A 21,878-nucleotide genomic window follows, 5' to 3' on the forward strand; every position below is an offset into this window, starting at 1 on the left:
ATCTGACGCACAGCCTTCACCTCAATTTCCGCTTGCTGCTGGAAATGTTGCCTCTCCACAGCGGGAGCCGGGACGGTTAATTTATTTTCAACGCGAATTATCCGGTTCAACAGGAGTAACAAGGTGAGCAATAACGGCATCCCGGTGTATGAAGCGCCACCGGAGAAAGTGCAGCAACTGGCAGAACGTGTCATGACGCAAATTGCGGCGATCTATCAGCAGCATGGTATCCAGCCCAACGCGGTTCAGCAGCAGATGCTGGAATCCCACGTCCGGGCCATGGCATCACGCTCTCTGAGTGGCGAGCCGCTGCCGGAAGTGGAAGCGGAGCTGTTTGAGGATATTCCGCCGGAAACCGTCGCGCTGGCGCAGCAGGTGGTGGATCTGTTTGGCAATCTGCCGCGTGAAGAGGCCTGGCTGCTGTCGGTTCACATTGAAGTCGCACGATCCAACAACTGAAGAGGAAAAGAACATGGTGACAGTCGTGATTGGCGATCGTTTAGGGAAAGGGCAGAAAGTGGCCGCAGGTATCGAAAAAGCGGGTGGCCGTGCGGTGGTGGTGCCGGGTGTGGCGGCGGACATGAAACTGGGTGACGTCATGAAGGCAGAAAACGCCGACTTCGGCATCTCGTTCTGCGGCAGCGGCGGCGCAGGCGCCATCACCGCGCAGAACAAATATGGCTACAAAGCGAAGCATGGCATGCGCTCTATCGATGAAGGGGTAACCGCCATCAACGAAGGGGCTACTGTACTGGGCTTCGGCTTTATGGACAAAGAAGAGCTGGGTGAGCGGCTGGTGCAGGCCTGGAACAAGAAGCACGGCAGCTGATTATGAAAGAACACTACGTTACCCAGGTGACGGTCGAGGGCAAAGGCGACACCAAAGCGAAAGCCTTCGCCGATGCCCTGAGTCGTGTGCAGAACCAGGTTCTGCGCGCGACACAAAAAATTCTGCTGCGCATTGAACCTCAGGATGTCCGGGTGCTGCGCGCGCAGGAGAGCGTCAGAACCGAGAAGTTTCTCTTCTTCTTTCTGGCGCGCCAGCGGCGGAACTACAGCGTCACGCTGGAGATCACCGTCAGCGTCACCGTTTTCGACACCGAACAGGTGACGTTTACGGCGGCATCATAAAACAGCGCCTGTTAACGTCAGCCTGTCTGTAGCCCGCTCCTCTGCTGTCTCGCACGCGCGTCGGGCAGGCCGGAGTGAGGCGGCGGCGGCTGAAGTCTGACGGGATTAAAAAAACGACAACAAGGTACAACAACATGTTTTTAATCATTTTGTTTAAGTCGTTGATCATTGGCGGGCTGGTGGGCGTCGGCGTCGGCGCGGGTGCCGCACGCATGTTTCATGCGCCAACCACCCAGGGGATGGGCGCCTTTCGTACGCTGGGCGAGCTGAACTCATGCGAAGGCGATCCCGCTTCCCACTTCTCCTTTGGTCTCGGCTTCTTTTTCAACGCCTGGGCATCCTCTGTTGCAGCCGGTTCATTCACCCAGGATGTGGATCACCGCATCATTCCAAACTGGGGTGCGGCGGCACTGATGGTCAAAAACCGCAACGTGGCGGAAACGCTGCACAATCCGAAAAAAATGGCCATCGCCTGCGGCATTATCGGCATGGTCGTGGTCGCCTTCCTCAACTCCACCGCCTCGGCCGTTCCGGCGGCGCTTCAGGTCACGGCCGTTAAAGTGCTGGTGCCGGCGGCTAACCTGCTGGTTAACACCGTCATGCCGGTCATCTTCTGGCTGGCGGCCATCGACGCGGGCAAAAAGTCAGGCTTCTGGGCCACCATTTTTGGCGGTCTGGCACAGCTGATCATGGGCAACGCCGTGCCGGGCCTGGTGCTGGGTATTCTGATCGGCAAAGGGGTCGAAGAGAGCGGCTGGAACCGGGTCACCAAAGTGATGATGACCGCCATCGTCCTGCTGTTTGTGCTGAGCGGCTTCTTCCGCGGTTTCGATATGAAACTGCTGCAGTCCTTCCAGCTTGGCATTCCCGGCTGGCTCGACATGATCCATAACTCCGTCAGCGGCAAATAGGAGGCGATGCAATGAACGAAAATAAAGGCTTCTGGTACGCCGACTGGTCTTTCCCGATCTTTGTTGGCCTGCTCTCCGCCGGCGTGTTTGCCGGAACCCACATGTACTACCTCTATGGCATCGGCGCGTTCAACGAAGTGGCGTTTGTGTCGATGCTGCGCTCTGGCATGGAGACCGGCGTCTACGGCGCGGTCGCCGCCTTTGGTGCCAGCTTCCTGTTCGCCCGCATTATCGAAGGGTCGCTGGTGGGGATTCTGGATATCGGCGGCGCGATTCAGACCGGTGTCGGCCTGGGCGTTCCGGCCCTGCTGCTGGGCGCAGGTATCGTCTTCCCGGTGGCGAACTTTGCCGCCTCGCTGGCGACGGGTCTGGTGATTGGGGTGGCGATTGGCTACGTCATTATCCTGGCGCGTAAATTCACCATCAATCAGAGCGACTCCACCTACGGCGCAGACGTCATGATGGGCGCGGGTAATGCCTCCGGACGTTTCCTTGGCCCGCTGATTATCCTGTCAGCCATGACGGCGTCGATTCCGATTGGTCTGGGTTCACTGCTGGGGGCGCTGCTGTTCTATCTCTGGAACAAGCCGATCACCGGTGGCGCCATCCTCGGCGCCATGATCCTCGGTGCGATTTTCCCGATCGCGCTCTGATCTCACCGGCAGCCCGGTAGCGGGCTGCCGTTAAGGAGAAACCATGTACGACTTGATTATCCGCGCGGCACGACTCAGCGATGAGCAGGTGGTCGACATCGCGGTGCAGGATGGCCGCATCGCCGCCGTTGGCCGGGTGCAGGGCAGCGCACACCAGGAACGCGATCTGGCGGGTCGCTACTACCTCAGCGCAGGCTGGATCGACTCCCACGTTCACTGCTATCCCAAATCCCCCATCTACCATGATGAAGCCGATGCGATAGGCGTGGCCCACGGCGTGACGACGGTGGTCGATGCGGGCAGCACCGGTGCCGATCATATTGATGACTTTTACCAGCTGACCCGCGCGGCGCAGACCCAGGTGTATGCCCTGATCAACATCGCCCGCACCGGTATCGTCACCCAGAACGAACTGGCCGACATGAGGCAGATCGATGGCGAGGCGGTGCAGCAGGCGGTGGCCCGGCTGCCCGATTTTATCGTGGGCCTGAAGGCGCGCATCAGCAGCAGCGTGGTGGGTGAAAACGGTATCCAGCCGCTGATCCGCGCGAAGGTGATTCAGCAGCAGAGCGGCGGGCTGCCGCTGATGGTCCACATTGGCAATAATCCGCCCAATCTTGACCAGATTGCGGATCTGCTCACCACGGGCGACATCATCACCCACTGCTTTAACGGCAAACCCAACCGCATTCTGACGCCGCAGGGCGAACTCAAGGCCGCCGTTAAACAGGCTATCGCGCGCGGCGTGAAGCTTGATGTCGGCCACGGCGGTGCCAGTTTCAGTTTTGAGGTCGCCCGGGTGGCGATAGCGCAGGGCATTCTGCCCGATACCATCAGCTCTGACATTTACTGCCGCAACCGTCTGGCTGGCCCGGTTCACAGCCTGGCCCATGTCATGTCGAAATTCTTCAGCATCGGCATGACGCTGCCGCAGGTGATTGACTGCGTGACGGTCAACGCGGCGGCAGGGCTGCGGCTGCCGCGCAAGGGGCAGCTGAAAGTCGGCTATGACGCCGACCTGACCATTTTTAGCGTCAAAGAGGAAAACCGGCCCTTCATCGATTCAGAAGGTGAAACGGTAACCGGTGAGAAGCATCTGGTCCCGCTGGCGGCAGTCGTCGCGGGTCAGTGGATCGCGACAGAAGAAGGAGCAGCACATGACCTCGGTTTATGAAAAGTATGGCCTGAAGCCGGTGATTAACGCCTCTGGCCGTATGACGATTCTCGGCGTCTCCACGCCGTCGAGCGACGTGATCGACACGGTGAAATATGGCCTCGATCACTACTTCGAAATGAAAGACCTGGTCGATAAAACCGGGGCTTACATCGCCGGTCTGCTGAAGGTGGAGAACGCGGTGGTGGTCTCCTGTGCCTCGGCAGGCATCGCCCAGAGCGTGGCGGCGGTCATCGTAAAAGATGACGACTGGCTGCTGGATAACCTGCATGCCGCGCCGCTCAGCGTCCCGCATCAGATTGTGGTGCCGAAAGGGCATAACGTGAACTACGGCGCACCGGTCGGCAGCATGGTGGCGCTGGGAGGCGGCCAGCTGGTGGAGGCGGGTTACAGCAATGAGTGCTCGCCCGCGCAGCTGGCGGCGGCGATCACCCCACAGACCGCGGCGATCCTCTATGTGAAATCGCATCACTGTGTGCAGAAGAGCCACCTTGATGTGGCGCAGGCTGCCGCCGTTGCGCGCCAGCACGGCGTCCCGCTGATTGTCGATGCGGCCGCGGAAGAGGATCTGCAGTGCTACTACGAGGCGGGCGCCGACCTGGTGATCTACAGCGGTGCAAAAGCGCTGGAAGGCCCGACCAGCGGCCTGGTAATTGGCCGCCACCACTACGTTGAGTGGGTCAAACGCCAGACCAACGGGATTGGCCGTGCAATGAAAGTCGGCAAAGAGGGCATTCTCGGCCTGACCCACGCGATTGAAAACTATCTGACTCAGCCAAAAATCAGCGGCGCGCAGATGGTGGAAAAAATGACACCGTTCATCGAACAGCTGAACCATCTGAATGGCGTCACGGCCCGCGTGGTGTGGGATGCCGCCGGACGTGACATCGCCCGTGCAGAGATCAAATTTGACGAAGCGGCGATCGGGCAGCGCACCGGCGATCTGGTGCAGGCGCTGAAAAAGGGCGACGTCGCGATCTATTTCCGTGGCTACAAAGCCAATGAAGGGATCATTGAGGCGGACGTACGCAGCGTCAGCGCCGATCAACTGCACACCATTTTCACCCGTATTCAGACGCTGTTAACCGGAGAGAAAACCGCATGACGCTGACCCCCAACTTCTATCAGGATCGTCTCTGCCTTAACGTACTGGCGGGATCAAAAGAGAATGCGCGCGCCATCTGGCAGGCGGCCGAAGGGCATGTGCTTGTCGGCGTGCTGTCAAAAAACTACGCCAGCAATGACGCTGCTATCGCCGACATGAGCGAGTACGCTGCGCTGATCGACAACGCACTCTCAATTGGTCTGGGCGCGGGCGATCCCCGCCAGTCACAGATGGTGAGTGAGCTGGCGGAGGTGCTGCAACCCCAGCATGTCAATCAGGTCTTCACCGGCGTGGCCACCAGCCGGGCGCTGCTGGGCCAGTCGCAGACCGTCGTCAACGGTCTGATCTCACCCACCGGCACGCCGGGTAAGGTAAAAATCTCGACCGGCCCGCGTAGCGCAACACAGCCTGACGGGATCGTTCCGATCGAAACCGCGATTGCCATGCTGCAGGATATGGGCGGCAGCTCGGTGAAATATTTTCCGATGGGCGGTTTACAGGCGGTGGATGAGTATCGCGCCGTGGCAGACGCCTGCGCAAAAATGGATTTCTGGCTGGAGCCCACCGGCGGCATCGATCTGGAGAACGTTGGCGAGATCGTACGCATTGCGCTGGAAGCGGGCGTCAGCAAAGTGATCCCGCACGTCTACAGTTCGATCATCGACAAAGCGAGTGGTGAAACCCGGATCGAGGATGTGCAGCGGTTGCTGGCGATCTGTAAAACGCTGCTGCCCTGAGGATCGCGCCGCGCGGCAGGCCGATCGGGTGGCAGGCCGCGCACGCAACATGGACGTTGCGTCACGATCCCCGTAGGCTGAGTTTCCGTTTCCCTGATTTTCTCTGTAAACAGGTAACTGTCGTGAGATTTCCCAATCAGCGCCTTGCGCAACTGTTTGATGCCCTGCAAAACGAAACGCTGCCTCAGGATGAACTGGCGCGGCGTTTTGCCGTCTCGACCCGCACCGTTCGCACCGACATCACGGCGCTGAATGCGCTGCTGGCTGAACATGGTGCGCAGTTCGTCCTGAGCCGCGGCGAGGGCTATCAGCTGAAGATTGAGGATGCTCAGCGCTTTCAGCATCTGCAGCAACACAGCGCCTCACCGCTGCGGATACCGCGCACGTCGCCCGACCGCATTCGTTATCTGCTGACCCGGTTTCTCACCGCGGCCTACTCGCTGAAACTTGAAGAGCTGGCCGAGGAGTGGTTTGTCAGCCGCGCCACTCTGCAGAACGATATGGCGGAAGTGCGCGAGTGGCTGGGACGCTATCACCTGACGATTGAAAGCAAGCCTCACTACGGCATGAAGCTGTTCGGTAGCGAAGTGGCGATCCGAACCTGCCTGACCGATCTGCTGTGGCAAATCGATCAGTCACAGCCGGAGAGTCCGCTGCTGACCATTGAAGCGCTCAACAGCGGTATGCTGGAAACCCTCCAGCCGCTGCTGCAACGCTGCTTTGCTGAACACAATATCCGCCTCAGCGATGAGGGAGAACGTTATCTGCGGATCTACTGTGCGGTGGCGGTGCGCCGTATCAGCGAAGGCTATCCGCTTAACGATCCGGGCGCCGAGGAGATTGGGGATGACGTGCGCGAAGCGGCGCACCAGCTGATTACGCTGATGCGCCCGCTGGTCAGTAAACCGATCTCACCGGCTGAAGAGAACTGGCTGCGGGTCAACATTGCGGCACGGCGTATTCAGGCTATCGCCCCCAGCGCCATCAATGCGGATGACGCCGATGCGCTGGTGGATTACCTGCTCAGCTTCATCAACACCTACTACAACTTTAATCTGCAGAACGATCAGCAACTGCGTGCCGATCTGCTTACCCATATCAAGACCATGATCACCCGGGTGCGCTACCAGATCCATATTCCTAACCCGCTGCTCAGCAACATCAAGCAGCACTACCCCATGGCCTATGATGTCACCTTAGCGGCGGTGACCAGCTGGGGGAAATATACCCCTTACGTCATCAGCGAGAATGAGATTGGCTTTCTGGTGCTGCACATCGGTGTCGGGCTGGAGCGCCACTATGACGTGGGCTATCAGCGTCATCCCCAGGTGCTGCTGGTCTGCGACAGCGGTAACTCGACGCTGCGGATGATTGAGGCGATGCTGCTGCGCAAATACCCGCAGCTGAAGGTAACGGCACGCCTCTCTCAGCGTGAATATGAGGCGCGCAGCCGCATCGATGAGGACTTTGTGATCTCGACCATCCGGCTCAGCGAAAAAGAGAAACCGGTGGTGGTGATGTCACCGTTTCCCACCGGGTTTCAGCTGGAGCAGATCGGCAAGCTGGTGCTGGTGGATCGTACCCGTCCCTATATGCTGACGAAATATTTTGATGCTCAGCACTTTCATATCGTCGACAGGCCAATGACCCAGTCTGAACTGTTCCGGCAGTTGTGCGATCAGCTGGAGGCGGAGGGGTTCGTGGACGCTGCTTTCTATCCATCGGTGGAGGAGCGCGAAGCGATTGTCAGCACCATGCTCGGCGAAGGCATTGCGCTGCCGCACTCGCTGGGTCTGCTGGCGAAGAAAACCGTGGTCTACACCGTGCTGGCCCCGCAGGGCATCGCCTGGGGCGACGACACCGCCTATGTGATTTTCCTGCTGGCGATCAGCAAAAGCGAATATGAAGAGGCGATGGCGATCTACGATCTGTTTGTCACGTTTCTGCGGGAAAGGGCGATGATCCGCCTGCGGGAGAGCACTGACTTCAGCAGTTTCAGAGCGGTGGCGATGGATTGCCTGAGCCGCTCTTAACGCGAGGCTCTGCCGCCGTCAGTTTTTCTTCGCCAGCAGGCGCGGGATCTCACGCAGGCACCAGGCTTTGGCCTCGCCCATGCTGTCCCGCCGCCACGCCATAATAATGTCGACCTCGCGGGTATATTCCGGACTCACGACCCGCAGGCGGCCTTCCGCAATATCCTGCTCCACCAGCGGATAGGGCATGGTTCCCACGCCCAGACCCGCCAGCAGCGCACGGCGCTTGTCGTCCATGCTGCTGACGGTCAGGCGCTGCTGCTTATCCAGCAGCTGCACGGTCAGCACCGGGCGCTCACGCGCGGTATCCGCCACCGCAATGCCGCGGTATTTCACCCGCGTCACTTCAGACTGCGGTTCCGGCTCGTTATGGATCGGATGGTCGGCACTGGCGACATAGACGCTCATCATGGTGTAGAGCTTGCGGGTGTTGATCTCGGTTGAGGCGCGGAAGTGCATATCGGGGGCGATGACGATATCGGCCCGTCCCTGTTCCAGCCGCTCCCATGCCCCCGCCAGCACTTCGGTGACCAGCGAAAACTGGGTATTGGCTTTGTCGGCCAGGCGCGTCACCAGCGGAAAGAGGGCGTCGATGGGCACCAGCGCTTCGGTCACGATGGTCAGATGGGTTTCCCAGCCACGCGCCAGCGCTTCGGCATCGGTGGTGAGTTTGTCGGCCGCTTCCAGCAGCACCCGGCCACGCTCCAGCAGCATGCGTCCCACGTTGGTAAATTTGGTGCGGTGGCCGGAGCGGTCAAACAGCACCACATCCAGCTCCTCTTCCAGCTTCTGCATGGTATAGCTGAGTGCAGAGGGCACGCGGCCCAGCTCATCGGCCGCCGCCGCAAAACTACCACGTCGATCAATCGCATCCATTACGCGTAACGATTCAAGGGTTAACGCACGCTCTTTAGCCATCCCGTTTCTCTGTCAGGAAATTTGAACATGCCCGGCAGATTAACTGGCTAACAATCCGGCGTCCAGACTTTTACCATGTGTGCATAGAGTCCGTGACCGATCCTCGTCACCGGATGCCGGAGGTAAATAATGATAACGACACGCAGTGCGTCCGCATGTGGCCAGGCCGACTTTGGCTGGTTGCAGGCCCGCTACAGTTTCTCTTTTGGCCACTATTTTGATCCAAAACTGATGGGCTACGCGTCACTGCGCGTACTGAATCAGGAAGTGCTGGCACCAGGGGCCGCCTTTCAGCCGCGCACCTATCCGCAGGTCGATGTGCTTAACATCGTGCTGCAGGGCGAAGCGGAGTATCGCGACAGCGAAGGCAACACGATCAGCGTGCAGGAAGGGGAGGCGCTGCTGCTCTCAGCCCAGCCGGGGGTCAGTTACACCGAAATCAACCTGAGCAAAGAGCGCCCGCTGACCCGTATGCAGCTGTGGCTGGCCGCCTGCCCGGAGCGTGAGAATCCGCGGATGCAGAAACTGGCCCTGATGGCGGGCCGTACCTCTCAGCTGATCGCCTCGCCGGATGGCGTGGATGAGAGCCTGCAACTGCGTCAGCAGGTGTGGATCCATCAGGTCGAACTGGCGCCGGGCGAGCAGCACGCGCTGCATCTGCAGGGGCCGCGCGCCTATCTGCAGTCGATTCACGGTTCGCTGGAAGCCCGATCGGGTGCGGCGCATCGGGAAGCGCTCGGGTGCGGCGACGGTGCCTTTCTGCAGGAAGAGTCGCTGCTGACGCTGACGGCGAAAACGGCGACCCGGGCACTGGTCATCGACATCCCGGTCTGATCCTCAGGCAATAAAAAAGGCGGCCATGGCCGCCTTTTTTGCCTCTTACGCGTTACTTCAGCAGGGTAAAGGCGGTGGTGACGTGCTTCACGCCACTGACGCGGCTGGCGATATCGGCCGCCGCCTGCCCTTCCTGTTGCGTCACCAGACCCAGCAGGAACACTTCGCCATTCTCGGTGGTCACCTTCACGTTGGAGGATTTCACCTGATCGCTGCCCAGCAGCTGCGAGCGGATCTTGGTGGTGATCCAGGTGTCTGACGAGGTGGTGCCGAGCGTCACTTTCTGACCAATGCGGATCTCGTTATAGACTTCGGTGGCGCCATCCACGCCCATGGTGATCTGTTTGGCACGATTGGCGATCTCCTGCGACGGCGCCTGACCGGTCAGCAGGACTTTGCCCTGATAGGCGGTGGCGATGACGCGGGCATCGGTTTTGATCTGCTGATCTTTCGCCAGCGCATTGGTGACGCGCAGCTCCAGCGTGCCGTCATCCACCTGCGTGCCGACCGTACGCGGGTCGGTGGCGGTTTTGGTGGCAACCGCTGCGCCACCGGCAACCACGGCGACACAGCCCTGCAGCAGCATGGCGGTTAACAGAATAGCGATAGCGTTCAATGCTTTCATTCGTGCTCCTTCGGTCATTCCTGATGGGGAAAGAGGGTGTTATCGATCAGATCGCATAAGCAGTTAACGGTGAGCATATGCATCTCCTGAATCCGGGCACTGCGGTGTGAGGGAATGCGGATTTCCACATCCTGCGGGCCCAGCAGTCCGGCAAGCTCACCGCCATCATACCCGGTAAGCGCAACGATCGTCATATCGCGTGTTACCGCGGCTTCAACGGCCTTCACAATGTCGCGGGTGTTGCCACGGGTTGAGATGGCCAGCAGCACATCGCCTGCGTGGCCCAGCGCGCGCACCTGCTTGGCATAAATTTCATCGTGCAGGCGATCGTTACCAATCGCGGTCAGCATCACGTTGTCTGCACTTAACGCCAGCGCCGGCAGGCTGGGGCGCTCGGTTTCGAAACGGTTGATCATGCTGGCGGCGAAGTGCTGGGCATTGGCGGATGAGGCGCCGTTGCCGCAGCTCAGGATCTTATTGCCATTCAGCAGAGATTGTACCAGCGTCATGGCCGCACGGGAGATGGCATCGGGCAGCGCCTCAGCGGCAGCAATCTGGGTCTGAATACTTTCAGTAAAACACGCTTTAATTCTTTCCTGCACACAACCACCTGGTTCTAAACGTCTGCATTAAAGGCATCCGGCAGCCACTCGAGCGCCGTGCCGGTAATGGCGATGATGTCGAAACGGCAATTCACCGTTGCAAAACTGCCGCCGCGTTGCGCCAGCCAGAGAGCGGCAGCGCGCAGCAGCTTCTGCTGTTTGCGGCGGGTGATGCTGGCGAGTGCGCCACCGTAGCGCGCATCGCGGCGGTAGCGAACTTCGACAAACACCCAACAGTGCCCGTCACGCATTATCAGGTCAAGTTCACCCCCGCGAAAGTGAACATTGCTGGCGACCCATTTCAGGCCCGCCTGCTCCAGATAGCGCCGGGCATCTTCTTCATACCGGGCGCCAGTCTGACGGCGGGTCAGTTGGCCGGTGCGATTTCGCCCCGACGATACTGGTTCCATGTCAACTTCCTGTTGATCACACAATCCGTGTTGGCGCTGAGCTTACCGGTGTTGCCATCCAGCGTATAACCCGGTGACTGACGCATCTGGTTAAAGTGATTGGCCAGCGTCCAGGCATCCATCCCCATGGCATAGAGGCGCACCAGCGAGTAGTCATTGTTGAATGACTTCGAGGTCTGCTGCATCAGGCCCGGATTGCTGCCGGAGAGCAGAGGAATATCGCTGAACTGCAGGCCATCCATCTCCAGACGGAAATCGGGACCGGCACCCGCCTGCGCGCTGCGCGAGCTGGCATAAAGCGAAATGTTGCTGCGGCTGCCGGTGCGCATGGCGATCATCGGCTTAATCAGCTGCAGCTCATCCTGGGTGGAAACGATATAGACCGCATCGACGCCTCCGCCGCTGCTGGTGCTGACGGCCTCTGGCGTGCTCTGCTGCGGCGCCGGAATGGTCAGACCGGCAATGGACACACCCTGCTGCTGCTGGGCAGGGGCCGCATTCACCGGCGTGCCTGACAGGCTGATGCCCGCGCCACTGTTGATGCCCTGCTTCAGCTCAGCGGTCGAGCCAAAGCGCTGCTGCATCACGGTACCGCCACCCAGCGTCTGCCACTCCTGCGCGAAAGCATTGGTGACGCGATCGCCCAGACCGCTGCGCGGAACCAGCAACAGCGGCTCGCGTTTGCCCTGATCCCAGATATGGTGCGCGGCATCGCGCGCTTCGTCTTCAGGAGAAAGCGCAAAGTAGCAAATATTCGGATGGTTCTGGATCGTTTCCGGCTCGTTAAGCGCCAGAACATTGAGTGGCGTCTGACTGTTAGCCACTTTCTCCACGTTGCTCTTCAGCAGTGGCCCCACCACGAGGGTGGCGCCATCCTGCTGGGCCTGCTGCATCACCTGCTCAATCGGCTGGCTGCTGGTGTCATAGACCTTAATCTGAGCGTTGCTGGCCGGTTCGGCGGTGGCGGCAGGCTGAGACTGAGGCTGCGCCTGCGGGGTAGCCTCTGCCGCCTGCTGTTGCGGCGCGCTGATCGGGTCGGAAGCCGAGCCGGCGACAGCTGCCGGTTGCGTGCTGGCCGTGCCATCCGTCGCGGCGGGCTGTGCGGCCGCCGGTTGGGCGGCAGGGGCGGCGACGCCATTCTTCGCGTCAGTAAAGCCTTTCTGAATCGCATTCGCGAAGACCTGCGCCTGACCATTCATGGGCAGCAGCAGCGCGATAATGCTGGTTGAGGCTTTGGTGTAGTTCTGCATCTGGCTCAGCTGCGTCGGCAGCGTTTTGGCCGCCGGATTCTGCGGATAGCGGGTCTGCCAGTCTTTGATGCCCGACTTGAGCATCCCGGCATCCTGGGTGTTAGCCCGCCAGACGGCAAGCAGGTCGAGCCAGCCCTGCAGCACGTTTTCATCGGCGTTAATGACCAGGTTGCTGGCCTCCTGCGGCGACATCTGCGTCAGCGCCTGCCAGGTAGCATCGATGTTGGCCTGATGGTCGCTGCCGGTCAGCAGCGGCTCCTGCGCAATGTAGGTGCGCAACAGGGAGAGAGAAGGGCGCCCCTGTGCACTGGCGATCTGCAGGCTGTAAAAACGCGCCAGCTGATCCTTCGATAATGCACCGGTTTTCACGTCAGCCAGCAGGGGCTCAGCCTCTTTGATCTTCTGCTGGGCAATCAGCAGCTGCGCTTTCAGCAGCAGCGATTCCTGCTGCTGCGTCTCAGAGAGCTGCTGCGGCAGCTGACTCAGTTGCTGGGTCGCTTCAGGATACTTTCCTTCCTTCAACAGGGCGCGGATTGCGAGTAATTGCCAGTCGGTCTTGCTATCATCGCTGCTTTGCTGCGCCTGCTGCAGATAGTAAGCGGAGCTGGCTGTGGCAGGCCCCTGAATATTGACGGTTGAGGTTTGCGGCCCCTGACCGCTACACGCGGCTAAAATCAGCCCAGCAAGAATGACAGGCAGAAAGCGTCCTGCTTTATGACGAACGACTTTTGAAGGAAGCATACTGTATCCAGTGATGTTTTTTTCAAGATGCTCAATATTAAATCGGCAATTCGGATGAAACAATGAAACAACTCGATCGGGCAGAGATTTCTGCCAGCACGCTCTACATCGTTCCAACCCCGATTGGTAATTTGGGTGATATCACCCAGCGGGCGCTGACGGTGCTTTCGTGCGTCGATCTGGTCGCTGCGGAAGATACACGTCATACCGGGCTGTTGCTACAACATTTCGCCATCAATGCGCGACTCTTCGCACTTCACGATCACAACGAACAGCACAAGGCTGAACTGCTGATTGCGAAGCTGGAGGAGGGTCAAAGCATAGCCTTAGTTTCGGATGCTGGCACGCCGCTGATCAACGATCCGGGCTACCATCTGGTGCGCCGCTGCCGCGAAGCGGGCATCCGGGTGGTGCCGCTGCCAGGCGCCTGTGCCGCCATTGCGGCGTTGAGTGCCGCCGGGCTGCCGTCCGATCGTTTCTGTTACGAAGGGTTTCTGCCGGCCAAAACCAAAGGGCGTTGTGACGCTCTGCGCGCGCTGGTGCAGGAGCCGCGCACGCTGATTTTCTATGAGTCCACCCACCGCCTGATCGACAGCCTGCAGGATATGGTGAGTGAGCTGGGCGGGGATCGCTATGTGGTGCTGGCGCGTGAGCTGACCAAAACCTGGGAGTCGATCCACGGCGCGCCGGTGGCCGACCTGCTGGCGTGGGTAAAAGAAGATGAGAATCGCCGCAAAGGCGAGATGGTGCTGATCGTTGAAGGCCATAAGGCCGATGACGAAGACGCGCTTCCGGCGGATGCGCTGCGAACGCTGGCGCTGCTGCAGAAAGAGCTGCCGTTAAAGCGGGCGGCTGCGCTGGCGGCTGAGATCCACGGCGTAAAGAAAAATGCGCTTTATAAGTATGCGCTGGAGCAGCAAGAGGCGTGACAAACGCGGGCGAATGCCCTATTATCCCGCGCCGAAGCTGACCAGACAGTCGCCGCTTTGTCGTCGTCCTCACTTGTGGGGAGACGGGCAGAGGGGAGGAAAGTCCGGGCTCCATAGGGCAGGGTGCCAGGTAACGCCTGGGAGGCGCAAGCCTACGACCAGTGCAACAGAGAGCAAACCGCCGATGGCCCAGAAATGGGATCAGGTAAGGGTGAAAGGGTGCGGTAAGAGCGCACCGCGCGACTGGCAACAGTTCGTGGCACGGTAAACTCCACCCGGAGCAAGGCCAAATAGGGGTTCACAAGGTACGGCCCGTACTGAACCCGGGTAGGCTGCTTGAGCCAGTGAGCGATTGCTGGCCTAGATGAATGACTGTCCACGACAGAACCCGGCTTAACGGTCAGCTTCGACTTCTTACTAAAAAACCCCGCTCCGGCGGGGTTTTTGCTTTCAGGCGACGTGCATTCGGTGATGAATGACTGTCCACGACGCTTTTCATGAAAGGAGCGCGGCTTAACGGTCAGCTTCGACGTCTTACTACAAAACCCCGCTCCGGCGGGGTTTTTGCTTTCTGGCGCTGTCGGTCAGCCCCGGCTAGCGCTCGCCCTCCATACCCGCTTCACCGGACTGACTGAGCGGGGCCTGTTCAGTCAGCGGGCGATAGACCAGCGCGATTTATCGGTTACCCGAGGCTGCGGGCCTGATCTTCAGCAGTGGATTGCAGATTGGGATGCCGGTGGTGACGTTGCTGCTGGCGCTGAACCTGACGCTGGGCTTACTTAACCGCCTGACACCGCAACTCTCTATCTTTGTTATTGGCTTCCCCATCTCCATCACCCTGGGATTGGGGGCGCTGCTGCTGATGATGTATAACCTGCCGACCCTGTTTCAGGAGCAGATGAATGAGATCTTCAGCGCGGTGAACAACATTCTGGTGGGGTTTCGCTGAGGGCGCGGGACGTCGCCGGGGTGAGACTCAGCCCCGCGCCACGGCGTGGGGCTGATGCCGCTTAATCGCGACCGTGCGGCTCATCCCAGTCAAACGCCGGGCCGAGAGAGATAACGCCGTGCGGGTTGATGGTTTTATGGCTGCAGTAGTAGTGATGACGAATATGCGGCAGGCTGACCGTCTCCGCGATGCCCGGCATCTGATAGATGTCGCGCAGGAAACCGCTGAGATTCCGGAAGTCACCAATCCGGTGACGATCGCATTTGAAATGCGTGACGTAAACCGGATCAAAACGCACCAGCGTGGTCCACAACCGCAGATCCGCTTCGGTCAGCTGATCGCCGGTCAGATAGCGGTGCTGGCCCAGAATCTGCTCCAGGCGCGACAGCGAATGGAACAGGGCGGTGACGGCCTCGTCATAGGCGCTCTGTGAGGTCGCAAACCCCGCTTTGTAGACGCCGTTGTTCACCGTGTCGTAGATCCAGCCGTTCAGCTCATCAATCTTCTCACGCAGGGCAACCGGGTAGTAATCCCCGGCGCGCGCACCCACCGCATCAAACGCACTGTTGAACATGCGAATGATATCGGCAGACTCGTTGCTGACGATGGTGTTCTGCTGCTTGTCCCACAGCACCGGCACCGTGACGCGACCGCTGTAGTGCGGATCGGCGTGCAGATAGAGCTGATAGAGGAAGTCATTCTGATAGAGTTTGTCGCCGGTTGCCTCCGGAAACGTATCGTCAAACGTCCAGCCATTCTCCAGCATCAGTGGATGCACCACCGAGACGTCGATCAGGTTATCCAGCCCCTTCAGCTGACGCATCAGCAGCGTGCGGTGCGCCCAGGGGCAGGCCAGCGAGACATAGAGATGATAGCGGTCGCGTTCGGCGGTAAACCCCGCTTTGCCTGTCGGGCCTGCGCTGCCATCGGCGGTCACCCAGTTGCGGAAGGCGGACTCTGAGCGCTTAAAGCGTCCGCCGGTCGATTTGGTGTCGTACCAGGTGTCATGCCAGACACCATCAATTAGCTGTCCCATAATGGCTCCAAAGCAAACAGGGCGGGGAAATGTCCCCGCCCTGCTAAGTATATGTGGCATTACACGTTATGTGAGATTAGTGCGCAATCGCCTGCGGTTTTCTTTTGCTGATCAGGCGATCAATGCTGTATGCGCCCGGACCCACCAGACCCAGCACCAGGAAACCCCCGGCGATAGAGAGGTTCTTCATGAACATCAGCTGGTTCACGCCTTCGGCAAAGTTACTGTGAAACAGGAACGCGGTCAGGATGGTGAAGCCGGCAGTGAACAGCGCGGTAAAACGGGTCAGGAAACCAAACAGGATAGCCAGACCGCCGCCAAACTCCAGCAGGATAACCAGCGGCAGCATAAAGCCGGGCACGCCCATCGCTTCCATATATTGCTGGGTGCCTGCATAACCGGTGATTTTGCCCCAGCCCGCGGTAATGAACAGGATTGGCATCAGGATGCGAGCCAGTAACAGACCAGTATCTTCGAATTTTTTCATCATTTACTCCAGCGTTATCAGTAGTGCAGGGCAGGCTGCCCGCAGGGTTTGTGCCCGCTGAAAGCAGTGATACCTTTCATTGGGTTGATAGCTGGAGATGATAATCGCGGCGTGAAAAGGTTGTAAGCAGGAAAAACTGTCAATGTTTTTCAGAAAATCTGATGAAGAAGGCCGGTCTTTTCAGGACCGGCTTTTCAGAGAGTTAACGCGGAGGCAGGGCGGACTTAATCATGCGCCAGGTGCTCCAGGCGCCAAATCCTCGCTTGGCCCAGCGCAGCAGCCGGTTGGGACTGCGTATTGAGTAGACGGCCAGCGCGCTGCTGCCAATCGCCAGATAGCGACGTAAGCTCAGGAACGTGAACCAGCCCCGATCGTACTGGGCGGTACTTTCCAGCCAGTCGCGCCGCGCCGCGCTTAAATCCAGCCGCTGCTGCTGCACATGCTTAAGCAGTTCATGGATGCGTTCTTCACGCTCGCGGCGGCTCATCAGCGCTGCTCCTCAAGCAAATTACGGTCAGTCTCCAGCTCTTTACGCGTGTGGCGTAACAGCGTGGACTGACGGGATTTGTGAAGGGTCCAGAGTCCGAAGATAACCGCCAGCAGGAACAGGGTCCCGGTGGTGATCCCGATGGCCATCAGGCGATACTGTGCATCCACTGCCCAGATAATCAGCACCATCAGGCTCATCAGACCAAACGCCGTGAACAGCATGGTCAGACCCACCATCAACAGCAGCTGTATCAGGTTGGCTTTCTCATGCTCCAGTTCCACCACTGCCAGACGAACGCGCGTCTCGACCATGCCAACCAGCGTGGTGACAATACGCTGGCCGATGTTAATGACCCCTTTAGCCGGGCCGTGGTTCTGCTGTGAATCAGCCATAATCAGCGACGCGAAATGAGCATGCCCAGTGCGACGCCAATCGCTGCACCGATACCCACACCATGCCAGGGATTTTCACGCACGTAGCCTTCCGCCTTCTGCGCCGCTTCACGGGTTGTCGCCGCGAGGCGCTCGCCTGATTCACCCAGGCGCTCACGTGAGCTGTCCAGCGCCACACGCGCTTTATTACGAAGCTTATCCAGCTCCCCTTTCGATTTTTCAGTGCTGCTGCTCAGCACCTCTTCCAGGGTATCAGCCAGATTTTTCAGTTCAGCACGCAGATGTTCCGATGATGTGTCTTTAGACATAAAATACTCCTTTAACATCAGTAGATTAATTCCGATTAATAGGGCTCCGCCTGTAACTTTTTCAGCTCCCGGCGCGCTTCATCCAGTTTTTGTTGTCGCTTCGCAATCTTCTCCCTGTCGTGGCCCTCATCACGCTCTTCCCTGAGTTCGTGCTCGCGCTCAGCCACTTTCTGCTTCTGCGCGTTAATTCTTTCCAGATGGGCGGCTTCCAGCTTTTTGTCGCTACAGTCCGCCTGGACTTCGGTCAGCGCCCGCTCAAGGCCATTGACCCGGCGCAGATTGTTATGCTTCTGCGCCATCTCAATTTCGTGCTTAATGTCCTGCTCTTTCTGCTCGCACAGCGATTCGGCGGCCAGCAGTGAGCCAGACAGCGAAAAGAGGGCGACGCCCAGTAATAGGTGATATTTCATCCGTTTGGGTACCTTCCTTTGCGACCTGATTGTTCAGCAGCGGGATCATAGGCAAATCGCGGATGCTGAGAATCGACTCTCCGTTAAGCATAGACACGCAACGTAAAAAGTTCAAAGAAGACCGGGAGATAGAGAGTCTGTCAGGCCGCCACGCGATGCCGCGACGGCCTCAAAAGCAGGGACGGGGCGTATCAGGCCAGGGAAAGGTGCTGACCGTGATCGTGCTGCGCCACGATAAAGCCCTGTGGCAGCAGGCGGCGTAACACCTTTTGTGCCGCCAGACTCTGTTCTTCGCTGTCAAAGTGAATAATCAGTGCATCGCCCGCCGGGGTAATGCTTTTAATACGGATACCCTGCGCGCTGAGCTGCTGATAGAGATAAAAGCCATCGGGCAGAGTCGCACCCGCATGGGAAACCCGGATCTGCACCACCGTCTCGTGCTGCATCAGGGCGGGAACCACGCAAAGCGCGATCAGCGCCAGCGCGCCCGCCATCAACCACGGCATCCACCGTTTTGGAATCGCCTGCAACGCTTTCATTACTCGGCTTTCCCGTTCTGATTCGCCTGGCGTTTACGCCACAACACCACCAGCGAGCCCACCAGCCCGAAGACCAGCAGCGCCAGCGGCAGCATCATCAGGAAGAACATCATCTCATCTTCATAGCGCCGGAAAATCGGTGTTTTACCCAGTGCAAAGCCGATAACGGTCAGAATCACCACCCAGAGCAGCGCGCTGACCCAGTTGAAAAACTGAAAGCGGGCGTTGCTCAGACCGGACAGGCCGGCGATGGTAGGCAGCAGGGTGCGCACAAAGGCGATAAAGCGGCCAATCAGCAGGGCAGAGAGGCCGTGGCGGTGAAACAGGCTGTGCGCGCGCAGGTGATACTGGGCGGGCAGATGGGAGAGCCATTTCTGTACCGTGGGGGTATTGCCGAGCCAGCGACCCTGGATATAGCTCACCCAGCAGCCCAGACTGGCCCCGGTGGTTAAAACCAGAATCGTTAAGGGGAAACTCATGGTGCCTTTGGCAATCAGCACGCCGACCAGAATCAGCAGACTGTCACCCGGCAGAAACGCGGCAGGAAGCAGGCCATTTTCCAGAAACAGAATCATGAACAGCACGCCGTAAATGGCCCATACCAGCGTGGGGTCGGAAAGGGTCTCGTAATCCTGTTGCCACAGGGCATGCAGCAACGCTTGCAGAATATCCATCAATCATTCCTGAACATCATTGTTAAACATGTCCCACAGGGACTTAAACGCAGACCGGCATGTCGTTATAAATTTTAGGAGCGCAGCCTGGGCGGGATTTTCCGGATCCTTCCAGAATTGATTGTTAAATCAGCGATTTTATAACCCCCTGTCTCAAAGGGTAATAAAAGGGCGATAACTGTAACAAAAATCCCCTGTCTGAGACAGGAAAACTCGCTGACGAACAGGAGTTTTACCTTGTGAAACGGCGTGTAAAAAGGAGCTTTACATGACCTGACACTATTGCAGATTAACTGACCCTCACCGGCGCGTTCAGGCTGTTTAGCGGGCGTGGCTGGAGCCGTCAGGGAGGATGACCGGATTCTCACCGAACATGTATCGGTCGACATTAAATTCAAAATCATCCGCCGTCGCGTTAAACAGCATCTGTTTAGTATTTTCCAGATGTTGCCACATCGCCAGTTTGCTGGCGGCGGGATCTTTACGCATCAGGGCTTTGAGGATCTGATCGTGGTCGTCGCACCAGCTGAGAATGCTGCGCTGGTCGATGTGTTCGTGAAGTTTCAGCCAGTAGGGATTGTGCTGACGATGCAGCCACATTTTTTCAACGATGGCGGCTAACGCGCTGTTCTGCGTGGACTGGGCGATGCGGACATGGAACTGCATATCCCACTCTGAATCGCGGAAGTGATCTTCCTTACGGGCGTTCTCCTGAATCGCCATCAGGTCGATGATGTCCTGTCGCGTCACCTGCGTGGCGGCAAACTCCGCCACGTTACTCTCAATCAGCTGACGTGCCTGCAGCAGTTCAAACGGACCGAACGTCGCGAACTCCAGCTGGCTGCTGGTCGGCGCGATGCGATTCTGCTGCTGGCTGGCAATGACGTGGATGCCCGACCCTTTACGGACCTCCACATAGCCTTCCACTTCCAGCATGATGATCGCTTCGCGCACCACGGTGCGGCTCACTTCCATCTCTTCGGCAATCAGACGTTCAGCGGGCAGCTTGTCACCGACCGGGTAGATCCCGGTTTCAATACGGCTTTTCAGCTCGCTGGCCAGCTTCTGGTAGAGTCGACGGGATTCGGTGAGGTCCATGGCACAGTCCTGATAGCAAAACAGATAAGTTGTTATACCACTTCAGGCGGCGGGAGGAAATGGGCTGGCGTATGCCAGCCCGGTGGGTTAGCTGCGAACGGCATTCGCAGGCGGCAGGGCGGCCTCAGCGGTCAGTTCGGCAACCGGTTTGTTTTTCAGGACGGTCCAGATCACCACCGCACCCAGCAGGTCGAACACCGCCAGCGCGGCAAACAGCGGGCTGAAGCCCAGCGTATCAGCCAGTGCGCCGACCACCAGCGCAAACATCGTACTGGCGGTCCAGGCTGCCATGCCGGTCAGGCCATTGGCCGTGGCAACCTCATTGCGGCCAAAAACGTCAGAGGAGAGGGTAATCAGCGCACCGGAAAGCGCCTGATGAGCAAACCCGCCCACACAGAGCAGCGCGATGGCGACATAGGGGCTGGTGAACAGGCCGATGGTGCCAGGCGCAATCATCAGGACCGCGCCCATCGTCACCACCAGCTTGCGGGAGACGATCAGGTTGACGCCAAACCAGCGCTGGAACAGCGGCGGCAGGTAGCCACCCAGAATGCAGCCGAAGTCCGCAAACAGCATCGGCATCCAGGCGAACATCGCAATCTCTTTGAGGTTAAAACCGTAAACCTTGAACATAAACAGCGGGATCCAGGCGTTAAAGGTGCCCCACGCCGGTTCGGCCAGAAAACGTGGCAGGGCAATCCCCCAGAACTGGCGGTTGCGGATAATCTCCAGCGCCGACATTTTGCGGGTGTTACCGGTCTGATGCTGCGCCTCCTGACCGGAGATAATGTAATGGCGCTCCTCCTCACTCAGTTTCTTCTGCTGTTTCGGGTGTTTATAAAACAGCAGCCAGCACAGCGCCCAGACCATGCTCAGCACGCCGGTGATGATAAAGGCCATCTGCCAGCTGTGCGCCATAATAGCCCAGACCACCAGCGGCGGAGCCAGCATCGCGCCGATGGAGGAGCCGACGTTGAAGTAGCCGACCGCCACCGAACGCTCTTTGGCCGGAAACCATTCGCTGCTCGCCTTCAGGCCCGCCGGGATCATCGCGGCCTCAGCCGCCCCGACGGCGCCGCGCGCCAGAGCAAAGCCGCCCCAGCTGCCCGCCATCGCCGTGGCCGCGCAGAAGATCGCCCACAGCACGGCAAACACCGCATAGCCAATTTTGGTGCCGAGCAGATCGAGCACATAGCCTGCCACCGGCTGCATCAGTGTGTAGCAGGCCGAATAGGCCGCCACGATATAGGAGTACTGTTGCGTGGTGATATGCAGCTCGGTCTGTAGTGTCGGTGCCGCCACCGCAATCGTGTTGCGGGTCAGATAGCCCAGTACCGTGCCGAGCGTCACCAGCCCAATCATGTACCAGCGTAACCCTTTGATCTTACGCATCATCTACCTCTTCCAGTTCTGTATGCGGTCATGCCGCTGTTGTTATCTGG

Annotated in this window: 27 protein-coding genes and 1 other RNA gene; 13 read left to right on the plus strand and 15 right to left on the minus strand. The window is 58.9% G+C overall.

Going from position 1 to position 21,878, the window contains the following annotated elements:
• Positions 1–123: 123 nt before the first annotated feature.
• The 9 genes from F3I47_RS19760 to F3I47_RS19800 all read left to right on the plus strand — a co-directional run bounded on the left by F3I47_RS19760 (position 124) and on the right by F3I47_RS19800 (position 7,744).
• Positions 124–459 carry a glycine dehydrogenase gene (locus F3I47_RS19760; RefSeq protein WP_009087405.1) on the plus strand — a complete coding sequence of 112 codons (336 nt, stop codon included), beginning with the start codon at positions 124–126 and terminating at the stop codon, positions 457–459.
• 13 nt (positions 460–472) lie between these two features.
• Positions 473–829, plus strand: a complete 357-nt coding sequence (locus F3I47_RS19765; protein ID WP_009087404.1) for an SFCGS family glycine-rich protein — start codon at positions 473–475, stop codon at positions 827–829.
• Positions 830–831: 2 nt separating this feature from the next.
• A complete protein-coding gene (locus F3I47_RS19770) occupies positions 832–1,131 on the plus strand; it encodes a DUF4312 family protein (protein ID WP_009087401.1) in 300 nt (99 codons plus the stop codon).
• Between the two features lie 134 nt (positions 1,132–1,265).
• On the plus strand, positions 1,266–2,042 hold the full coding sequence (locus tag F3I47_RS19775) for a DUF4311 domain-containing protein (protein ID WP_009087399.1): 777 nt from the start codon (positions 1,266–1,268) through the stop codon (positions 2,040–2,042).
• A gap of 11 nt (positions 2,043–2,053) precedes the next feature.
• On the plus strand, positions 2,054–2,695 hold the full coding sequence (locus F3I47_RS19780) for a DUF4310 family protein (RefSeq protein ID WP_009087397.1): 642 nt from the start codon (positions 2,054–2,056) through the stop codon (positions 2,693–2,695).
• 43 nt (positions 2,696–2,738) lie between these two features.
• On the plus strand, positions 2,739–3,869 hold the full coding sequence (locus F3I47_RS19785) for an amidohydrolase/deacetylase family metallohydrolase (RefSeq protein WP_150030235.1): 1,131 nt from the start codon (positions 2,739–2,741) through the stop codon (positions 3,867–3,869).
• Complete coding sequence (locus F3I47_RS19790; protein WP_150030234.1) at positions 3,853–4,974, plus strand: DgaE family pyridoxal phosphate-dependent ammonia lyase; 1,122 nt, start codon at positions 3,853–3,855, stop codon at positions 4,972–4,974. Before F3I47_RS19785 ends, F3I47_RS19790 begins: the two co-directional genes overlap by 17 nt.
• On the plus strand, positions 4,971–5,711 hold the full coding sequence (locus F3I47_RS19795) for a KDGP aldolase family protein (protein WP_009087391.1): 741 nt from the start codon (positions 4,971–4,973) through the stop codon (positions 5,709–5,711). Before F3I47_RS19790 ends, F3I47_RS19795 begins: the two co-directional genes overlap by 4 nt.
• 122 nt (positions 5,712–5,833) lie before the next feature.
• Positions 5,834–7,744, plus strand: a complete 1,911-nt coding sequence (locus F3I47_RS19800) for a transcription antiterminator (RefSeq protein ID WP_150030233.1) — start codon at positions 5,834–5,836, stop codon at positions 7,742–7,744.
• A gap of 18 nt (positions 7,745–7,762) precedes the next feature.
• Here the strand turns inward: F3I47_RS19800 and F3I47_RS19805 are convergent, their stop codons facing one another.
• On the minus strand, positions 7,763–8,662 hold the full coding sequence (locus F3I47_RS19805; protein ID WP_009087386.1) for a LysR family transcriptional regulator: 900 nt from the start codon (positions 8,660–8,662) through the stop codon (positions 7,763–7,765).
• 129 nt (positions 8,663–8,791) lie between these two features.
• On the opposite strand from F3I47_RS19805, the gene F3I47_RS19810 reads away from it, so the two are divergent.
• Positions 8,792–9,496: a pirin family protein gene (locus F3I47_RS19810; protein WP_046102590.1), complete on the plus strand. Its 705-nt coding sequence runs from the start codon at positions 8,792–8,794 to the stop codon at positions 9,494–9,496.
• Between the two features lie 52 nt (positions 9,497–9,548).
• On the opposite strand, the gene dolP is transcribed toward F3I47_RS19810, so the two are convergent.
• Genes dolP through F3I47_RS19830 form a run of 4 tightly spaced genes read right to left on the minus strand, consistent with a single transcriptional unit; the run spans position 9,549 to position 13,124 of the window.
• Positions 9,549–10,121, minus strand: coding sequence for a division/outer membrane stress-associated lipid-binding lipoprotein (dolP, locus tag F3I47_RS19815; RefSeq protein WP_009087383.1), 573 nt, complete (start codon positions 10,119–10,121; stop codon positions 9,549–9,551).
• 14 nt (positions 10,122–10,135) lie between these two features.
• Positions 10,136–10,723 (minus strand): DnaA initiator-associating protein DiaA, encoded by a 588-nt coding sequence (gene diaA / locus F3I47_RS19820; RefSeq protein ID WP_003855538.1) that lies wholly within the window; start codon positions 10,721–10,723, stop codon positions 10,136–10,138.
• A 14-nt stretch (positions 10,724–10,737) separates the two neighbouring features.
• On the minus strand, positions 10,738–11,133 hold the full coding sequence (locus F3I47_RS19825; RefSeq protein WP_150030232.1) for a YraN family protein: 396 nt from the start codon (positions 11,131–11,133) through the stop codon (positions 10,738–10,740).
• Positions 11,091–13,124, minus strand: a complete 2,034-nt coding sequence (locus F3I47_RS19830) for a penicillin-binding protein activator (protein WP_150030231.1) — start codon at positions 13,122–13,124, stop codon at positions 11,091–11,093. The genes F3I47_RS19825 and F3I47_RS19830 overlap by 43 nt, the downstream gene beginning before the upstream one ends.
• 62 nt (positions 13,125–13,186) lie before the next feature.
• Between F3I47_RS19830 and rsmI the strand changes: the two genes are divergently transcribed.
• From rsmI to F3I47_RS19845, 3 genes are all read left to right on the plus strand, one after another.
• On the plus strand, positions 13,187–14,053 hold the full coding sequence (gene rsmI / locus F3I47_RS19835) for a 16S rRNA (cytidine(1402)-2'-O)-methyltransferase (RefSeq protein ID WP_150030230.1): 867 nt from the start codon (positions 13,187–13,189) through the stop codon (positions 14,051–14,053).
• Between the two features lie 33 nt (positions 14,054–14,086).
• An RNA gene (gene rnpB, locus F3I47_RS19840) (RNase P RNA component class A) lies at positions 14,087–14,465 on the plus strand.
• Positions 14,466–14,771: 306 nt separating this feature from the next.
• Positions 14,772–15,002 carry a flagellar biosynthetic protein FliR gene (locus tag F3I47_RS19845; RefSeq protein ID WP_370462025.1) on the plus strand — a complete coding sequence of 77 codons (231 nt, stop codon included), beginning with the start codon at positions 14,772–14,774 and terminating at the stop codon, positions 15,000–15,002.
• A gap of 61 nt (positions 15,003–15,063) precedes the next feature.
• Here F3I47_RS19845 and F3I47_RS19850 read toward each other — a convergent pair whose 3' ends face one another.
• The 10 genes from F3I47_RS19850 to F3I47_RS19895 form a co-directional block, all read right to left on the minus strand.
• Positions 15,064–16,038 carry a glutathione S-transferase family protein gene (locus F3I47_RS19850; protein ID WP_140029554.1) on the minus strand — a complete coding sequence of 325 codons (975 nt, stop codon included), beginning with the start codon at positions 16,036–16,038 and terminating at the stop codon, positions 15,064–15,066.
• A gap of 76 nt (positions 16,039–16,114) precedes the next feature.
• Positions 16,115–16,525, minus strand: a complete 411-nt coding sequence (locus F3I47_RS19855; RefSeq protein WP_009087370.1) for a DoxX family protein — start codon at positions 16,523–16,525, stop codon at positions 16,115–16,117.
• Between the two features lie 202 nt (positions 16,526–16,727).
• Positions 16,728–17,012: a YqjK-like family protein gene (locus F3I47_RS19860; protein ID WP_009087368.1), complete on the minus strand. Its 285-nt coding sequence runs from the start codon at positions 17,010–17,012 to the stop codon at positions 16,728–16,730.
• Positions 17,012–17,407: a phage holin family protein gene (locus tag F3I47_RS19865; RefSeq protein WP_009087366.1), complete on the minus strand. Its 396-nt coding sequence runs from the start codon at positions 17,405–17,407 to the stop codon at positions 17,012–17,014. Before F3I47_RS19865 ends, F3I47_RS19860 begins: the two co-directional genes overlap by 1 nt.
• Before the next feature lie 2 nt (positions 17,408–17,409).
• Positions 17,410–17,715: a YqjD family protein gene (locus tag F3I47_RS19870; protein WP_009087364.1), complete on the minus strand. Its 306-nt coding sequence runs from the start codon at positions 17,713–17,715 to the stop codon at positions 17,410–17,412.
• A 35-nt stretch (positions 17,716–17,750) separates the two neighbouring features.
• Complete coding sequence (locus F3I47_RS19875; RefSeq protein ID WP_009087362.1) at positions 17,751–18,125, minus strand: DUF1090 domain-containing protein; 375 nt, start codon at positions 18,123–18,125, stop codon at positions 17,751–17,753.
• Between the two features lie 191 nt (positions 18,126–18,316).
• Complete coding sequence (gene mzrA / locus F3I47_RS19880) at positions 18,317–18,664, minus strand: EnvZ/OmpR regulon moderator MzrA (protein WP_150030229.1); 348 nt, start codon at positions 18,662–18,664, stop codon at positions 18,317–18,319.
• The gene (locus tag F3I47_RS19885; RefSeq protein WP_009087358.1) at positions 18,664–19,338 is read right to left on the minus strand and encodes a DedA family protein; all 675 of its coding nucleotides are present in this window, start codon (positions 19,336–19,338) and stop codon (positions 18,664–18,666) included. The genes mzrA and F3I47_RS19885 overlap by 1 nt, the downstream gene beginning before the upstream one ends.
• Before the next feature lie 321 nt (positions 19,339–19,659).
• Positions 19,660–20,436: a transcriptional regulator ExuR gene (gene exuR / locus F3I47_RS19890; protein ID WP_009087356.1), complete on the minus strand. Its 777-nt coding sequence runs from the start codon at positions 20,434–20,436 to the stop codon at positions 19,660–19,662.
• A gap of 87 nt (positions 20,437–20,523) precedes the next feature.
• Positions 20,524–21,828: an MFS transporter gene (locus tag F3I47_RS19895; protein ID WP_046102587.1), complete on the minus strand. Its 1,305-nt coding sequence runs from the start codon at positions 21,826–21,828 to the stop codon at positions 20,524–20,526.
• Positions 21,829–21,878: the final 50 nt, after the last annotated feature.

Origin of the sequence: Pantoea sp. M_10 (assembly GCF_008631515.1) — a bacterium.
Classification (GTDB): domain Bacteria; phylum Pseudomonadota; class Gammaproteobacteria; order Enterobacterales; family Enterobacteriaceae; genus Pantoea; species Pantoea anthophila.